The organism is Photobacterium sp. GB-36 (assembly GCF_003026135.1).
Classification (GTDB): domain Bacteria; phylum Pseudomonadota; class Gammaproteobacteria; order Enterobacterales; family Vibrionaceae; genus Photobacterium.
Genome location: NZ_PYNY01000006.1, coordinates 1 through 16043, shown reverse-complemented (window position 1 = coordinate 16043; position 16043 = coordinate 1). Strand labels below are relative to the sequence as shown.

The following is a 16043-nucleotide window of genomic DNA, read 5'->3' as shown; positions in this document are numbered from 1 at the left end:
CGAATTAATAAAATTTAAACAGAGAGACAAAATAATATTGAGTTTTTCAAGCAATTGACACTATGCACTTACATCGTAAAAATACTAACGAGTCGTTTCATCAACCACGTTTTTATCAGCAGTTTTCTCTTTAGCGGGCTCATCTTTAACCGCATTTTGAAAACCTTTTAATGCATAACCTAAATCTCTGCCTAAGTTTTTCAATTTTTTTGTACCAAATAACAATACGAAAATAACAGCAACAATAAGTAGTTTGCCAATACTGATTTCACCCATGATGTTGGTTCCTATTATTTCGTCGTGGTGTCGGGTTGGTGATTAGGTAAGCATCTGATTCATAGTGTTCTTTTAACCCTGAAAGGATAAATACCATAGAAAAGCACACACTAATCACATTTTTCGCAAACAAAAATTCAGGATAAACATGGGTTAAAAATAGATGGATCAGACACCACACAGAAATAACTTGTAGCGCAACAGTCGTCAGTTGCTGCCACGTTGATTTTAAAAAACAAGTACGAGTTAGTATAGCTATAAAAAAGACCACTGCTGCTGTCATTTCAATATAAAAAAACATATATCCACCTTATCTTCAACGCTTTATCCCATGGTATAAAGTTTGATCTAAGGTTTATGTAATAAATACATTACGTCATATAAAGTTTTTATAAAGAACGATATTCAGCAAAATCGACCCCATTTAATTATCAACTATCTCTCCATTGATCAAGCGATACCCCACCCCATTTTCAGTGATGATATATTGAGGCTGAGCCGGTGATTTTTCTATTTTATGACGCAGTTGAGCGATATGAATACGAACATAATGGGCATGTTCAGTATAATTACCGCCCCATACTTCTTTTAATATTTGCTTATGAGTCAAAACCTTACCCATATTTTTTGCCAGTAATATTAGTATTTTATATTCTTTAGGCGTGAGCTTAATACTCTCACCGTTATACATTACTGTTTGCATTGCCATATCAAGTAATACATCACCAAAACGGTATTGACATCGCCGGAGTAATAAGACTTCACCAAAAAAGAAACCAGCCGCCAACAGACCTAAAACCTTTTTTAAAATGCGGTGGCGCTACGTTATGCGCTAGAGAGGTTAATGTTAAAACACCACCTTCACCTTTATTCGAAGCGCGTGTGACTAACGCTAAACATTTTATACATACCGTTATCACTAAGGTCCAAAAGACTAATGAAAGAAAAACATTTGCTTGGTTAATGGCTATTGAGTGTTCACCTTCAAACATACCTTTAAAGGTATACAGTGAACTGGTACCAATATCACCATACACAGCCCCAATAGATAGGCACGTCAGTCCCCATAAAGACTGTTTTTACTTTTGTATCGTTGACTATCATGTACATCCCATATTGGGGAAACACTGTACCTTATGACGAAATAGAGGCACACAGGTTAACAAGGCGAAGGGAAATAAAGGGGAATATTTACGAAGAAAAATATAAAGAAAACATAAACTTTGTTTATATTTAAAGCTAAAAATACAGTATTCGTAAATAAAAAAAAGAGCGTAATAAATATTCTTACGCTCTTTTTCAATATCTATTTTTAATGATTATCCAGTTTTAGTAATCAATCTAAATATTTTCGATATTTTTTCCTGATGTTTCAAATCTATATTTATATGTTACCCATGCACCAAATAGTGATGTAGCAACAAGACAAAGTAATAAATTAAACACCCCTATTTCATGCATTAAGATAGGGAATAAGAACGCAGCTAAAATCGCACCCAACTTTGCAATCGATGCAGCAAAACCAGCGCCTTTAGCACGAATTTTAACCGGAAATACTTCGCCTGAAATTAAATAAGTCTGCGCATTAGGGCCAAGATTATTCATAAAATTGAACAACATAAAGCCTAAAAACAGCAGGTATATTTGATAATCATTACTTAGCTTTATCGACACAGCAGCTAAAGCCAAACCGACCGCACAGCCAATAAAGCCATAAATTTGCAACTTCATACGACCAATCGATTCAGAATAAATAATTGCGCAGATCACCCCAATAATAAGCAAGGAGTCAATCAATGCCGTACCTTTCGCTGAATATACAATGCTTGCTATCGTACTATGAAGCACATCTCCCGTAACAACGACATGTGGGTCAAGCACCGACGCTAAAATAACAGGAGTAAAAATACCAATACCATATGTGCCTAAATCTTGGATAAACCAAGGAGCAGAAGCCAAAATCGTTTTTGCACGGTACTTTTGCTTAAATAATTTCTTGTAACCGCCTAACCATGAATGGTGCTCTTCACCTTCAGGGCATGGCACAACCGTCAATGTCATATCAGATTGAGGATCACGATTTAATAATTGTTTCAGTGATTTTTCAGCCTCTTTCTCACGTTTTTTCGACAGTAGCCAGTGTGCACTTTCAGGAATAAAGAAACGTGCAACCGTTATTGCCAATGACGGAACCAATGCCAATATGTACATTAAGCGCCATGCATTAATATCTTCAGCATAAGTCAGTACGATAATGCCTGTGAGGATCCCTACCAAAACACCAATCGACTGAAAAGCAAAAGCACCAAGTACCAACTTACCGCGATTTTTAGTCGGAATACTTTCCGAGATCATTAAATGCGCGGTCGGGTAATCACACCCTAATGCTAATCCGATACCAAAGTTAAACAGTAAGATAGTAAAGTAAGATTGGCTACATGCCATACCGACTAAACAAACAGAAAGTAATGCCATCTCAATGATAAACATTTTCTTTCGTCCGTAGAGATCAGATAACCCCCCTAACGCACTTGCACCAATTAATATGCCGAACAGTATTGAAGAGCTCAGGGTACCTTTTTGAAATTCTGTTAAATGAAATTGCAGCGTGATCAAGGGCAAAGTTAGCCCCATCATAAACACGATCATTCCTTCGAAAAACTTTCCAAATGTCGCCAATAACCAAATTCGCCACTGTACCTTTGTCATTGACAGGCAAAAGCGGTTTGACCCTTTTCCCCATATTGATGTGTCATCAATATAGTTTTGAATAGTTTTTTGACATTGAATATCTAGATTTTGATTCATGTTAAAAATCAGCAATGCTTATAGTCTTACGACCAATATAAGTATTAAAGGTGCGCGTATATAAACACAGACGAGAGTAAAAATATAAGATATATTTTTCTCTTGACTTAATGGATGAAATCACAATATAAAAATGAATATATCGATATATTTCAGTTAAATAAGAAAAATGACCAGTATTGATATAGTAATCATACAGTTAAAGTTATTAAGATTATTAATAACACTAAGTCCACACTGTTTTTTATTTTAAAGTTGCCGTTATGTATCAAATATAAAATCTAACTTTTAAATTATGACACTCTATCTGTTATTAAATAGCGTTACATCAGCCAAAAAATAGACACCTCTGTTTAATGAGAATAAATATCAAAAACAAAGCCCACATTAAAAATGTGGGCTAATATTCAAAAAACCATCAAAAAACCATCAAAAAAATGTTACATAAAATGACTAACTAGAAAGATACTTATCAATATCAACTTCATCAATTTGCTTAGAAGGTAAAAACTTTTCAGCATATTGCATATAAACGCCACTTGATAAAAACAATTTAAATAGATCCATATCAATATGCTCATCTAATGCCATTTTGTGCAAAATATCTATCGCAACACTTAACGGTTTTGCCTTCTTATATGGGCGATCTGCCGCTGTTAGTGCTTCAAAAATATCAGATATCACTAAAATACGTTCAGGAGTACTGAGATCTTTTGCAGATAGCTTACGAGGGTATCCTGTGCCTTTCATTGTTTCATGGTGGGTTGAGGCGTAACGCGGTACACGCGCGAGATCATCAGGGAACGGTAGACTTTCTAACATCTTAATTGTACTGATCATATGTTCATTGATCTTAAAGCGATCTTCTGCTGTTAACGTACCACGTTTAATCGTTAGGTTATAAATCTCGCCCAGGTTGTATTGAAGCTCAGGTACCTGCATTTTTATTCCAAACGCTGGATCAAAATTTAGCTCATTAATACGCTTGATACAGTGTTCTCGCTTATCGACCAACAAATGTTCTTCAACAGGTAACGTTTCCGATTTTGCTGATACACTCAATTCTTCTAATGGCGATAAACCCAAGTGATCATCAAAGTGGCGTAACCATGTTTTATTGGCGATTTCATGTATACGAGCAATATGCTCATCACTCATAAACTCCCCTCCAACATTGGCGTTAGCCACAAATTTATAGTCATCCTGTAACTGTGTTTGCGTCTGTTTTAATGTCGCCAATGCTATTTCTTGTTCATGCGGATTATCAATAATATGTTGTAAATACTTAAGTTCCGCATCACGCCATAACACTTCAAAACGCATTCTAATTTCATGAATACGATTATAGTTTGCTTCTAATTTCGTTCCTTTATCAACAATATGCTCAGGCGTTGTGATCTTACCGCAGTCATGTAGCCACGCTGCAATTTTAAACTCTCGACGTTCTGCTGCATTTTTAAAACGGAAATCGGCGAATTGACCTTGGTTTGATTTTTCCACTTCACGGGCAAACATCAACGCAATTTCAGGCACGCGATTACAGTGCCCTGCGGTATAAGGGGATTTATCATCGATTGCTTGAGCAATTAACTGAATAAACGATTCGACAAATTCATCTTGACGTTTTTCATGCTCTTGAAGAGATTCAGCGGTAGTGTAAATTGACATCGAAAGATCATGAAATTCTTTGATTCGAGTCGGGATCACAGCGACATCACTATAATGTCGCAGCTTCACTTTTTTATTTTCTTTACGAAGCAGTAAAATTGGCTTAACTATGGGTTTTGCGCAAAATCCTGCTAGCGGAAGTAACACTAGTAATAATAGTGCTGATGTATAAATAGATGTACGAATTCTTTCTTCACTGGCAGCATAAACCGATGCTTTAGGTACCATCGAAGCAAAAAATATTTGATCATGTCCACCACGTCTTACATCGCGTACATAATAAAAATAGTCATCGTCATTACTATTCTTTTCTATCAGTTGGTTCTGGTAAGACTCATCAGCCGCAAAGTCGATTAATTCTACATAAGGTACGACACCCGTGCGATTCACTTCCACATCAGAATTTAACCATCTCTGCTGTAAATAATGTTGCTGCTGAGGCGTCAATGATTCAATCGCGCGATTAATAATATCTAAAAGTGGCTTTTTTTCAGGAGCCAGAACCAATGATAACGGAAAGCTGTTTTCAATATTTAATGTATGATAAGTCAGATCATTAATCATAAATTGTTCAGAAACATAGCTAAGTACAGCTTCTAAATCAATGAAAGCATCAACCTCTCCCTTTTTTACTGCTCTTAAAGCTTGATCAACATGTGAGTACGTCACAATATCAATTAAAGGGTATTTTTCTTTGATCACTGAGATAATTGGCCAGTTGCTTAATAATGCTAAGCGTTTGCCATTTAGATCTTGTAACTTTTCGTAATGCTTACTATCTGAAACCGCTATGGCAAAGGGAGATTTAAATAAAGGTTTACTAAAAATACCTAATCCCTGATTACTTGGAATATCAGGTACAGACGTAAGAATATCTAACCCTCCACTGGAATATGCCTGTTGTAATCCTAGTGATCCCGCACCGTTAAAAAAATCAAACTCAAGTCCTGTAGATTGACCCACCATATAAAGTAAATCAGGGATCAATCCGGCAGGACGCCCCGATATAGTAAAATCTATTGGTGCCCAGTTTTCTTTATTTGATACGCGCAATATAGGGGTATTTTTAATTAATTTTTGCTCTTCTGGCGTTAGTACTAAAGGTTTAGATTTGGGTAATGGCTGTTGTCTAAAAGAAGGCTCACTACTTGCTACTAACTCTCCTGATGGTAAATAAAGGAAATTATGACTAACATCGCTAACACTATTTTCTTGTAATAATTTATTAAAATGCGACAGTGTAAAATCGATACCAACAACAACCTTGCCTTTATCAGTAGGCACTTCTGTTGAGTAAGTTATGCCTGTAACCTCTTCAGGTAAAAATAAATAAGGCTCAGTACGGAAAACTGAACCACGTGTCGCATTTATATACCAAGAGCGTAATGTTGGTGAAAAAACATTTTTACGTTTTATTTTTTTTCGTAAATTAAAATTGGCATCATAAAAAGAATCATATTGTGTCATACCATTTGAATCAGCACTTCGTTCTATAATCAGCCAGCGATCTTGCTTTAATGCATTATTTTTGCGTCTTACTTCAGACATAGAATCTAAATTAATAATGATATAGGCATAGTTTTTATCCGTTCCAATAAAGGCACTATAAAAACTTGGGTTGTCTTTTAAAACATTAGTGAAAATACGACGAATAACATCTTTAGATGGCGAATCAAGAATAGTGCCTAAGTGTGAGAGGTACTTTACCGTTGCTATGGCATCATCACTAACATCTGTTACAGCATCAGAGACAGACTCGGCTAACATTTGATACTTAACCTTTGCCTGATCTCGCGCCATTTGCTTACTATGGTAATATTGTAAACCAATCGCGATCGATGAAGTAATAAGTGCAACTAGTATAAAAAGAAAAATAACAATTGATTTAATGCTTATTGTTCTATTTTTGAAAAACGTCCATCCCTGCATACCTACACTATCCCATACGTTTTCTTGCGGTTACATAAATCATACAAACAACTAAATATATCAATAACAATTATTCGGCATATTTAAGAAGAAGATAACAAATATATGTAAAAATCGTTAGGAATGGCAAAAAATAGTAAAGATATTTGTAAAAATAAGAAGTACAAGAGATAGGACAGCTAAAAGCAAAAATACTTAATACGAATAATGTGAAAATTCTGCTTAAGTAAAGACTTAAGCAAAAAAGAGGTATATTTAACGTTTCTCAAATTACGAACAACGGCATCTTATCTTCAATAATGATTTCGACTCAGCTGTTTTCACAATCTCAATTTTATTATCTTTTATATCAGCCCATTGAGATAGTAGTCTCGATAGCTCATCTTTCATCATTTGAACATTGTACGGAATGCGATTAGTACGCAGTTCACCAAGTAAGCGTTGCTTAGCGATAGATGCGGTACCTAATACAGGCTTATCAATTTGTTGCTTTTTCCATAAATTAAACATAACCAGTATCCCTATACACCTAGTGCTTTTCTTCGATTATAGTTGAAATTTAAATTTAGTTACATTTTTTCGATAATTTCAAGATCTATATCAAATAAGTTCAAATAACGATCTTTATTAACCGAATACCTAAACTATATCGGCCGATCATCAAAAACTTTAACAAATAAAAAAGCCGTAAATAATAGTTACGGCTTATATATATTTATGGCCTTAAACGCTTATTACGCTATCGCGGGCTCATCAAACGCTGTCAGTGGCAATACTGGTCCAGTGTATTTTTCAATCTTCACAACAGAAGAGTTACCTGCACAGCCGTTGGCTAAGCGTGAAGTCGGAATATCTCCCGTCAATACGTTGCAGCCACCATTTTTACAAATCCCAGTTATAGGATCTAAATCAGGCCATGCCCCTTCATGAATACAGACTGAGCCTTGCTTAATGCCATCTGTAATGTAAGCGCCTACTAGTACTTGACCACGGTGATTGTAAGCACGCACTAAGTCTCCCTGCTTTATCCCTCGCTGTTTTGCATCTTCAGGATGAATTGAGATCGGTTCACGATCAGCAATCGCGTATTCTTTACGAAGTTCTGCATAATTTAATTGGCTATGAAGACGGTGCGCAGCATGAGAGGTCATTAACTGTAATTCGCCATCTTTCGCATTACCTACCCACTCCGTTGGCGCAAGCCATGTTGGATGAGGGGGACAATCGGGATAGTTATAACCTTCAATGGTTTTCGAGAAGATCTCAATTTTACCACTTGGCGTACCGAGTGGATTCATAATGGGATTTTCACGGAAAGCTTGATAACGAACAAACTTGGCGTTTTGCGCGTTGTACTTCATTTCAAGCAGTTGGTTTTGTTTCCAGAAATACGTGAAATTTGGCATTGCAACACGGTTTTGACGACCAATGGCTTGTGCTTCTTTGTAGAAGCCATTTAGCCATTCCATCTCTGTTTTATTTTCGCTATACACACCGCGACCGCCCGCTTTTAAACGCTCAGCCATATCAGCAAACACATCAAAATCATTGCGTGATTCAAATTGTGGCTCAACCACTTGTTTCATTGGCACGAGATGTTGATTGCTGTAATCCCCCGTCATGGTTAAATCATTACGCTCAAACGAGGTGGTGATAGGCAAAACAATATCGGCATGTTTTGCTGCAGCCGTCCAATACGGTTCTGAAATAACAATTAATTCAGGCTTCTGCCACGCATCAATTAAACGGTTAGTATCTTGGTGGTGAGTAAAGTTGGCACCACCAGCCCACCAGATCATTTTGATCTCAGGGAACACTTTTTCATGACCATTATGCTGATAAGTTTGTCCCGGATTTTCTAACGCTTCCACAATACGTGCAACAGGGAAACTGTTAATAGCCCCTGATACTGCCCAGTCGTTCCCCGCAGAAGAGGCACCATCAATGGCTGCAGATATAGCAGGTAATACACCAGCATCACGCGTTGGGTTACCACCATTAGAATAGTGGTAAGAGAAACCAAATCCCCCACCCGGTAAACCAATTTGCCCCAACATTGCCGCTAACGTCACCAACATCCAATGACGTTGTTCACCGTATTGCTGACGCTGAATCCCCCACCCAGCCATTAGCATAGTGCGATTTTTACTAAAGATATCGGCCAAAATCGTTAACTGTTTTGCTGGTACACCACAAATATCAGATGCCCATTGCGGTGTTTTAGCAATACCATCTGACTTACCTAAGAGGTAATCTTCAAACTTGTCATATCCTGCGGTGTATTTATCTAAGAAAGCTTTATCGTACTGACCGCTATCAACCAATGCATAAGCGATACCTAACATCATAGCCACATCAGTACTTGGGTGCGGTGCAATCCACTCAGCGCGATCACCGAAGAACTCAATGGTTTCAGAACGCATAGGATCAATCGCAATAATGGTCTTGTTTGATTTTTTCAGTTGGTGGAAAAACTCAAGCCCCGCACCATCAGTCGCACTCCACGCGATCTTTAAGGTATTAAGCGGATTCAAACCCCATAACACCACCACATCACTGGTTTCTAACACCACAGGATAAGTCGTTTGCTGCTCATACACTTCAATCGAGCCCACCACGTGCGGCATGATCACCTGTGCAGCACCTGTTGAGTAATCCCCCATATGGCCTGAGTAACCGCCAGCCATACTCATATAACGTTGCAATAGCGTTTGGGCTTTATGTAATACACCACTTGAACGCCAACCGTAAGCCCCAGCAAAGACGGATTCAGGGCCATAAGTTTGGCGAATTCGCATATGTTGGGCGTGAATCAAATCTAATGCTTGATCCCAGCTCACACGTACAAACTCATCACTGCCACGTTTACCTTGTGGCGCTGTTGGATTGTCTAAATAGCCTTTACGTACCATTGGGTATTTCACACGAGCTTTGGTGTGAACATAATCTTTCGCTGTGGTTTGTAAGCTGTTTTCAACTGTTGCTGGCAATGCGCCTTTCGATGACACAATCTTGCCATCTTGCACTTCAATCAGCATTGCGCCCCAGTGAGCTGCCGATAACACCGCTTTTCCTTGTGGTTCGGTGGTCGTTGCACAAACAGGCATCGCTTTAGCAATCGTCAATGCCCCAATCGAAGCCGTCGCGCCTTTTAAAAAATGGCGGCGTGATAATGACATCATGGTAATTTCCTTATTCATGCTTAGTGACCTACCACATCTTTGGCGTTGTACTGGAAGAACTTCGTTAATATTTCAAGATCTTCTGCTGAAATAGACGTGCGATCGCCCATGCCTTTCGCTATTGAAGGCCATGCGTTTACGGTAAAGTGGTTTGCAGGGATCTTAGCGTGACAGGTTGAACAGAACACGTTATCGAGCTGCTCTGCGTAATCCCAAAGCGGTTGTTGGCTATTAAGCACTGGCGCTTCAATCGTCGCCACAAGCGATACTGGACGCCATTGATTACCATAATCATCGGTTTTAAATTCACCCGTTTTTAATGCTGATTCACCGTCTTTGGTTAAGGTCGCAATAATGGCACGTTGACCTTCGCCCATGTACAGCACTTGCTCGGCACCTTGCATTTGGTAGCCCGAGAGCTCAACTTGGCGCTTACCATTTTCATCTTTAAGGTTTTTCAGTGGTGTCGCTGGGTTAATAGAACCTAAATCCCCCATCGCAATGGTTTGTACTGGATACACCACTTTTGCATCTGCTGGGGTTGTCTGCGCTTCATCTAACAGGTGATCAAGCGCGGTTGAATCCATTTTGGCTTCAGGTGGAAGGTGTGCAACGCCTTTGTGACAATCGATACAGGTTTGATCATTTTCCGCCGCATACAAGTGCATTTTCTGTGCATCTTCCGACTGATCATAAGTTTCCATTGCATCTTCATCATGACAGCTACGGCAAGTCGCAGAATCATTACCGCGCATCTGTTCCCATACCGTTTCCGCCATGGCTGCACGGTGCTGCTCATACTTCTCGTCAGTATCAATCTTACCGGTCACAAACTCATGATAAACATCTTTGGTCGCGCGGATCTTAGTCCATAAATATTCCATTGGTTCTTGTGGAATATGGCAATCAGAACACTCAGCTCGGATGCCTTTCGCGTTACTGAAGTGCACAGAGCCTAAATACTCTTTGTATGGGGTTTCCATTGAATGACAAGAAAGGCAGAACTCAGTGCTAGATGTTTTATCAAGGATGACTTGTGTTCCCCCTAGCGTCAGCCAGCCAATACCGATGCTAGATGCCACAATTACGGCAAGGGTTGTTTTATTTAGTTTCATGATACTCGCATATCCATATAAGCAATAGACACTCAAAGACCGAATGCGAGCGAGAAATTACGCTATTGTGAGATTTTTAAATTTGATTAAGACCACATTTTATTAAAGGTTATGAAGGGAATATTTCAAAATCACCATTAATTTCACATTTTTACATATTTTACAATTGACTGGCTGTCTATAAAAAACTTAATCTGATTAAAATAAAACCAACAGCGACAACCTTGCTGTTGGTTTTCACTATTTTATTGGATCACACCACAGGCAACACGTGCACCGCCGCCACCTAATGCTTTTGGCGTATCAGAGTAATTATCGCTACCCGCATGGATCATAATTGCGTGACCTTTTAGTTCTTTCAACGTTAAACGTGGCGCTAAAACAGGGTTAGTTGCTAAACCATTTGCACTCACAAACAGTGCTGGCAGATCACCTTTATGATTATCATCAGTCCATGGAAAACCGTGTTTATTCGTGTGCTCCGGATCGTAATGCCCACCTGCTGCACCACCTAAAATAACTTTGCCGTCTTTTTCTGATGAAGCACAGCTACCATTTTGATGAATATGGAAACCATGCATTCCTGGTGTTAAATCTGCCAGTTCAGGTGTAAATACTACCCCATATTTATTTTGGCTTAGTTCAATCGTACCAACAGGTTTACCTGTTTGTAGATCAGTCATTTTAACCGTGAGATCTTGTGCTAACACTTGGTGAGATACCCCCAAAGCGAGAGCGGTGAAGAGTAAAGTTTTTGTCTTATTCATCATTTTGTCCCTCTTGTTTTTTATTTCCTAAAAACATCAAACATACCTATAACAAAAAGTTATAAATTATATTTACAATTCTAGTTATAGACTACGCTTGAAAAATTCCATAAGGAGATTAAATGCAGTGTACGTACTTTTTACTCTTACGATTACATCAACACGGCTATCTTAAACAACCGATTCGTTGGCAGATTACGGACACAGATATTGTTCATACCGCGCGTAACTCTCCTAACGTCATTGAAGATAAGAAGCGTTTTTTCCTCGTTCGCTCAGCTAGCTCAAATACCAGTCCTCACTCACAAATGCTTAAACTGAGATACTCCAGCTTGGCGAATACTAATTATTCACTAATTGATAAACCACTTTTTCTAATTTTTCAGCTGATATTTGTTCTGCCGGTATCGGTGTAGAAGCAACAACTTCAAGCTCAGAGCGAAAACGTTTTATCGCGCGCATAATCGTAAATCGTCCGCTACGACTAAAGATAGAACCCCATACCCCTTTTAATCCCATCGGAATAACAGGGACAGGATTACGTTTTACTATATGTTCAATACCACGTTTAAACTCATTTATTTCACCTGTACGTGTAATTTTCCCCTCGGGAAAGATACAAATAATTTCGCCAGATGAAAGCTCTTTATCAATTTGATCAAAAGCTTGTTGATAAATTTCAGTTGATACTTTTGGTGAACAAATAGGGATCGTTTTCGCCCATTTAAAGAAATACTTCATCACAGGTAAATTCGCGATATTTTTATCCATGACAAAACGAACAGGTCGACGACTGGCTGCACCCACTAAGATTGCATCAACAAAGCTAACATGATTACACACTAAAACAGCAGGTCCCGTTTCAGGAATATTATCAAGCCCCGTTGATTTCACTCGATAGAGAACGCGGGAAATAATCCACACGATAAAGCGTATTAAAAATTCTTGAACTTGACTAAATACGTAAATAGATACAATCACATTAAGTAACGCGATAGAAAGAAACAGCTCGAGAACTGATAAATGAACGACTGTTAACATCACAATTGAGAATAACGCACTGCCAACCATAAACAATGCATTAAGAACATTATTACCAGCAATCACTTGAGCACGGTGTTCTTTTTCGCTTCGTTGCTGAATTAACGCATTTAACGGCACAACAAAGATACTTCCTGAAGCACTAAGTAACATTAAATCAAGCAGTAAACGATAATTGTTAAGCGTAAAATCAACCACAGTCATTGAATTTGAGGTGATGATAGTTTGGCTTGAAAAATACAGATCAAAGCCAAACACACTCATGCCTAAAGCCCCAAGCGGGAGAATACCTAATTCAATTTTATCGCCAGATAACTTCTCACAAACAATCGCTCCTAGCGCAATGCCAACTGAAAAAATAGTCAGTAGCATTGTGACATATTGAGGATCATCACTAATAAATGTTTTCGCAAAGTGTGGAAGTTGAGTTAAATAGGTCGCTCCCACAAACCAGAACCAACTAATGGCTAAAATTGATAAAAAGACGGTGCGGTTTTGTTTAGTAATACGGATTGTTTTTACAACCTGTTTAATAGGGTTCCAATTAATCGCTAATTCAGCGTTATTCGGCAATGCTTTTGGAATAAAAAGACTACTGACAAAGCCAAGAAGAGATAGTACAACAACGCAAACAGAGGCTGTAAATGCGCGGTCTTCAGTATGAAAAATAAAGCCAGCACATAAGGTCCCACCAAGGATCGCAAGAAACGTCCCCATCTCAACTAATGCATTACCAGCAAGTAACTCTTTTTGTTTTAAGTGTTGCGGCATCAATGCAAACTTTACCGGTCCGAAAAAAGCAGACTGGGCCCCCATCAAAAATAATAGACCCAAGAGCAAAGGGATCGATTGCATTTGTATCGCCCATGCACCTAATGCCATTACGCCTACTTCGATCAATTTTAGCGTCTGAATTAACCGTGATTTTTCATATTTATCCGCTAACTGCCCACCTAACGGTGAAAAAATAAAGAAAGGAAAAATAAACAAACCAGCGGCAAGATTCACCAGCATGGCACTTTCAGCTTGGTTGTACAGTGATGAAAATACAATCACGAGTAATAGAAAATTTTTGAATAGATTATCATTGAAAGCACCCAGTGCCTGCGTAATAAAGTACGGCAGGAAGGATTGCTTTTTTAATAAAGATAATTGACTCATACACACCTCGTGTCATTGCATAATTTTATTTTTATTTACCATACAACACAATCGAACACTGTGCAATTGATTGTTTGAAATATGAATAGAGGATCTTATTACATAGATTAATTTTAGTTGCTTTGAATTTAGTCTCACTTCTAAAAGTATATAAAGTTATAATATAAAAATAACATTTTATATATGAAATGTTATTTTTTATGTTTTTAATATGTTAATCACATTTGTCATATATGGCCGAGTTTTTTATGTGATATGACTTACACCCTAACCAATAAGCAAAAAATATAATTTAAAAAACATTAATAATATCGGGGAATAATCCATAAAATTAATAACAGGATATTGCAATGATAGTTAATACTTTTCCCCTACCCAATGATATAAATACTCCATTACACCAAAAAGCAAACATGACAAAAGAGGAATGGAAGGAAGCAATAAAATTCGATAATGTAGATATTGGATGGATTGTAATGAGTATTGGAATGGCAATTGGCGCAGGAATTGTATTTCTTCCAGTACAAGTAGGCGTCATGGGGCTGTGGGTATTTTTACTATCATCTGTGATTGGTTACCCTGCAATGTATTTATTTCAAAAGTTATTTATTAATACACTAGCTGAATCAAAAGAATGTACAGATTACCCAGGTGTTATTTCTGGATATTTAGGAAAAAACTGGGGAATATGTCTTGGTGCACTCTATTTCCTTATGCTTGTTATTTGGGTATTAGTTTATGCATTATCAGTGACTAATGACAGTGCTTCATATTTACACTCTTTTGGAATAACAGAACATCATTTAAATCATAATATATTTTATGGTTTAGGGCTTATTTGCTTGTTATGTTTCATTGGTTCAAAAAGTGAAAAAATTCTTTTTAAAATATCTGGTGTAATGGCGGTTACAGTCATTAGTTTAGTTGCAATAATGGGGATATTAATGATCCCTGAATGGGACTTTGCTAATGTGCCTAAAATTGGAAATTGGCAACCATTAATCAAAAATGCCATCATTACACTGCCTTTTACATTAACCTCTATTCTATTTATCCAATCATTGAGCCCAATGGTTATCTCCTATCGTTCGCATGCAAAATCCATCGAAGTCGCGCGTTATAAGGCTTTGAGAGCAATGAAAGTTGCATTTACCGTACTCTTCGTTTCTGTTTTTTTCTTTGCTCTTTCGTTTACTTTTGCAATTAGCCAAGATGAAGCAATGCATGCAAAACAAGAAAACATCTCTGCGTTAGCCATGATCGCACACTTTTTCCCTGGTAGTTGGGCAACAGCTGTAGGTGTCATCATTAATATTTTTGCTGTTGTGACCTCTTTCTTTGGTGTTTTCCTCGCATTCAAAGAAGCGTGCAGTGGTATGGCAATGAATGTTCTGGAACGAAAATATAAGCGAGAAAATATAAACAAACAATTAGTAAGTAAATTAACGATCTTGTTTACTATTTTAATCGCATGGGGAGCCGTTGCGTTAAACTTACCGATTTTATCTTTTACTTCAATTTGTTCGCCTATCTTTGGTATTGTAGGGTGTCTAATTCCTGCTTATCTTGTATATAAAGTTCCTCACCTCCACAAGTACAAAGGATTATCAACAAACTTGATTATCATTACAGGTATTTTACTTTGTATTTCTCCACTCTTAGCATTTATTTAATGAAATAAAAATAGCTGTATTCAAGCAAACAATTATATTGAATACAGCTATCACTTTCACATAGTACGACAGGTAAACGTTATGTTGATGATAAACATTCCTTCTAAAACACTTACTGAAATAGAAGATATTTTTTGTCAATTGAAAATTCCCCTAAAAAAAGAATACTCAGAAGAAAAAGAGTTAGTGTGTAAGTTTCAAATCTTGATCAAGAAAGTAGGTGAAAATTATATACCTATAAATTTTGCTATAGATTTAATAGATGAAATTGAGCAACAATCTTTAAGGCATATTGATAACCAGCAACTATACATTGCGCTAACAAAAATATATCACTTATTATCCACAACCATTGACGAAGAATTACTTAGCCATAAGTTTCGTAATGATAACTCTTATAAAATATTAAGTACTTATAAAGAT

At 37.5% G+C, this 16043-nt stretch carries 10 protein-coding genes and 2 pseudogenes; 2 read left to right on the top strand and 10 right to left on the bottom strand.

What is annotated here, in order from left to right; genetic code table 11:
* Window positions 1-84: 84 nt before the first annotated feature.
* The 10 genes and pseudogenes from C9J46_RS07470 to C9J46_RS07420 all read right to left on the bottom strand — a co-directional run bounded on the left by C9J46_RS07470 (window position 85) and on the right by C9J46_RS07420 (window position 13947).
* A complete protein-coding gene (locus tag C9J46_RS07470) occupies window positions 85-276 on the bottom strand; it encodes a Sec-independent protein translocase subunit TatA (protein ID WP_107207079.1) in 192 nt (63 codons plus the stop codon).
* 424 nt (window positions 277-700) lie between these two features.
* Window positions 701-1027: pseudogene (locus C9J46_RS07460) on the bottom strand (winged helix-turn-helix domain-containing protein); the annotation flags it as partial.
* A gap of 10 nt (window positions 1028-1037) precedes the next feature.
* The gene (locus tag C9J46_RS07455) at window positions 1038-1313 is read right to left on the bottom strand and encodes a KUP/HAK/KT family potassium transporter (protein ID WP_233217718.1); all 276 of its coding nucleotides are present in this window, start codon (window positions 1311-1313) and stop codon (window positions 1038-1040) included.
* A 304-nt stretch (window positions 1314-1617) separates the two neighbouring features.
* A complete protein-coding gene (locus C9J46_RS07450; RefSeq protein ID WP_233217717.1) occupies window positions 1618-2985 on the bottom strand; it encodes an MFS transporter in 1368 nt (455 codons plus the stop codon).
* A 552-nt stretch (window positions 2986-3537) separates the two neighbouring features.
* Window positions 3538-6519, bottom strand: a complete 2982-nt coding sequence (locus C9J46_RS07445) for an HD domain-containing phosphohydrolase (RefSeq protein WP_233217716.1) — start codon at window positions 6517-6519, stop codon at window positions 3538-3540.
* Between the two features lie 432 nt (window positions 6520-6951).
* Window positions 6952-7191 carry a hypothetical protein gene (locus C9J46_RS07440; protein WP_107207082.1) on the bottom strand — a complete coding sequence of 80 codons (240 nt, stop codon included), beginning with the start codon at window positions 7189-7191 and terminating at the stop codon, window positions 6952-6954.
* Window positions 7192-7415: 224 nt separating this feature from the next.
* Complete coding sequence (locus C9J46_RS07435; RefSeq protein WP_107247601.1) at window positions 7416-9863, bottom strand: molybdopterin guanine dinucleotide-containing S/N-oxide reductase; 2448 nt, start codon at window positions 9861-9863, stop codon at window positions 7416-7418.
* Between the two features lie 20 nt (window positions 9864-9883).
* Window positions 9884-10978 carry a NapC/NirT family cytochrome c gene (locus C9J46_RS07430; protein WP_107259930.1) on the bottom strand — a complete coding sequence of 365 codons (1095 nt, stop codon included), beginning with the start codon at window positions 10976-10978 and terminating at the stop codon, window positions 9884-9886.
* A gap of 245 nt (window positions 10979-11223) precedes the next feature.
* A complete protein-coding gene (sodC, locus tag C9J46_RS07425) occupies window positions 11224-11745 on the bottom strand; it encodes a superoxide dismutase family protein (RefSeq protein ID WP_107207118.1) in 522 nt (173 codons plus the stop codon).
* Window positions 11746-12087: 342 nt separating this feature from the next.
* Entirely contained in the window at window positions 12088-13947 is a 1860-nt protein-coding gene (locus C9J46_RS07420; RefSeq protein WP_107207085.1) for an MFS transporter, read from the bottom strand.
* A gap of 350 nt (window positions 13948-14297) precedes the next feature.
* Here C9J46_RS07420 and C9J46_RS07415 point away from each other — a divergent pair, with 350 nt between their 5' ends.
* Window positions 14298-15620, top strand: coding sequence for an amino acid permease (locus tag C9J46_RS07415; RefSeq protein ID WP_158259276.1), 1323 nt, complete (start codon window positions 14298-14300; stop codon window positions 15618-15620).
* 81 nt (window positions 15621-15701) lie between these two features.
* A pseudogene (locus C9J46_RS07410) lies at window positions 15702-16043 on the top strand (hypothetical protein); the annotation flags it as partial.

Bases quoted from the DNA above. Each gene is read 5' to 3' on its own strand.
- sodC (WP_107207118.1), bottom strand. From the start codon at position 11,745: ATGAATAAGACAAAAACTTTACTCTTCACCGCTCTCGCTTTGGGGGTA.
- C9J46_RS07420 (WP_107207085.1), bottom strand. From the start codon at position 13,947: ATGAGTCAATTATCTTTATTAAAAAAGCAATCCTTCCTGCCGTACTTT.
- C9J46_RS07470 (WP_107207079.1), bottom strand. From the start codon at position 276: ATGGGTGAAATCAGTATTGGCAAACTACTTATTGTTGCTGTTATTTTC.
- C9J46_RS07435 (WP_107247601.1), bottom strand. From the start codon at position 9,863: ATGATGTCATTATCACGCCGCCATTTTTTAAAAGGCGCGACGGCTTCG.
- C9J46_RS07430 (WP_107259930.1), bottom strand. From the start codon at position 10,978: ATGAAACTAAATAAAACAACCCTTGCCGTAATTGTGGCATCTAGCATC.
- C9J46_RS07415 (WP_158259276.1), top strand. From the start codon at position 14,298: ATGATAGTTAATACTTTTCCCCTACCCAATGATATAAATACTCCATTA.
- C9J46_RS07440 (WP_107207082.1), bottom strand. From the start codon at position 7,191: ATGTTTAATTTATGGAAAAAGCAACAAATTGATAAGCCTGTATTAGGT.
- C9J46_RS07450 (WP_233217717.1), bottom strand. From the start codon at position 2,985: ATGACAAAGGTACAGTGGCGAATTTGGTTATTGGCGACATTTGGAAAG.
- C9J46_RS07445 (WP_233217716.1), bottom strand. From the start codon at position 6,519: ATGTTAGCCGAGTCTGTCTCTGATGCTGTAACAGATGTTAGTGATGAT.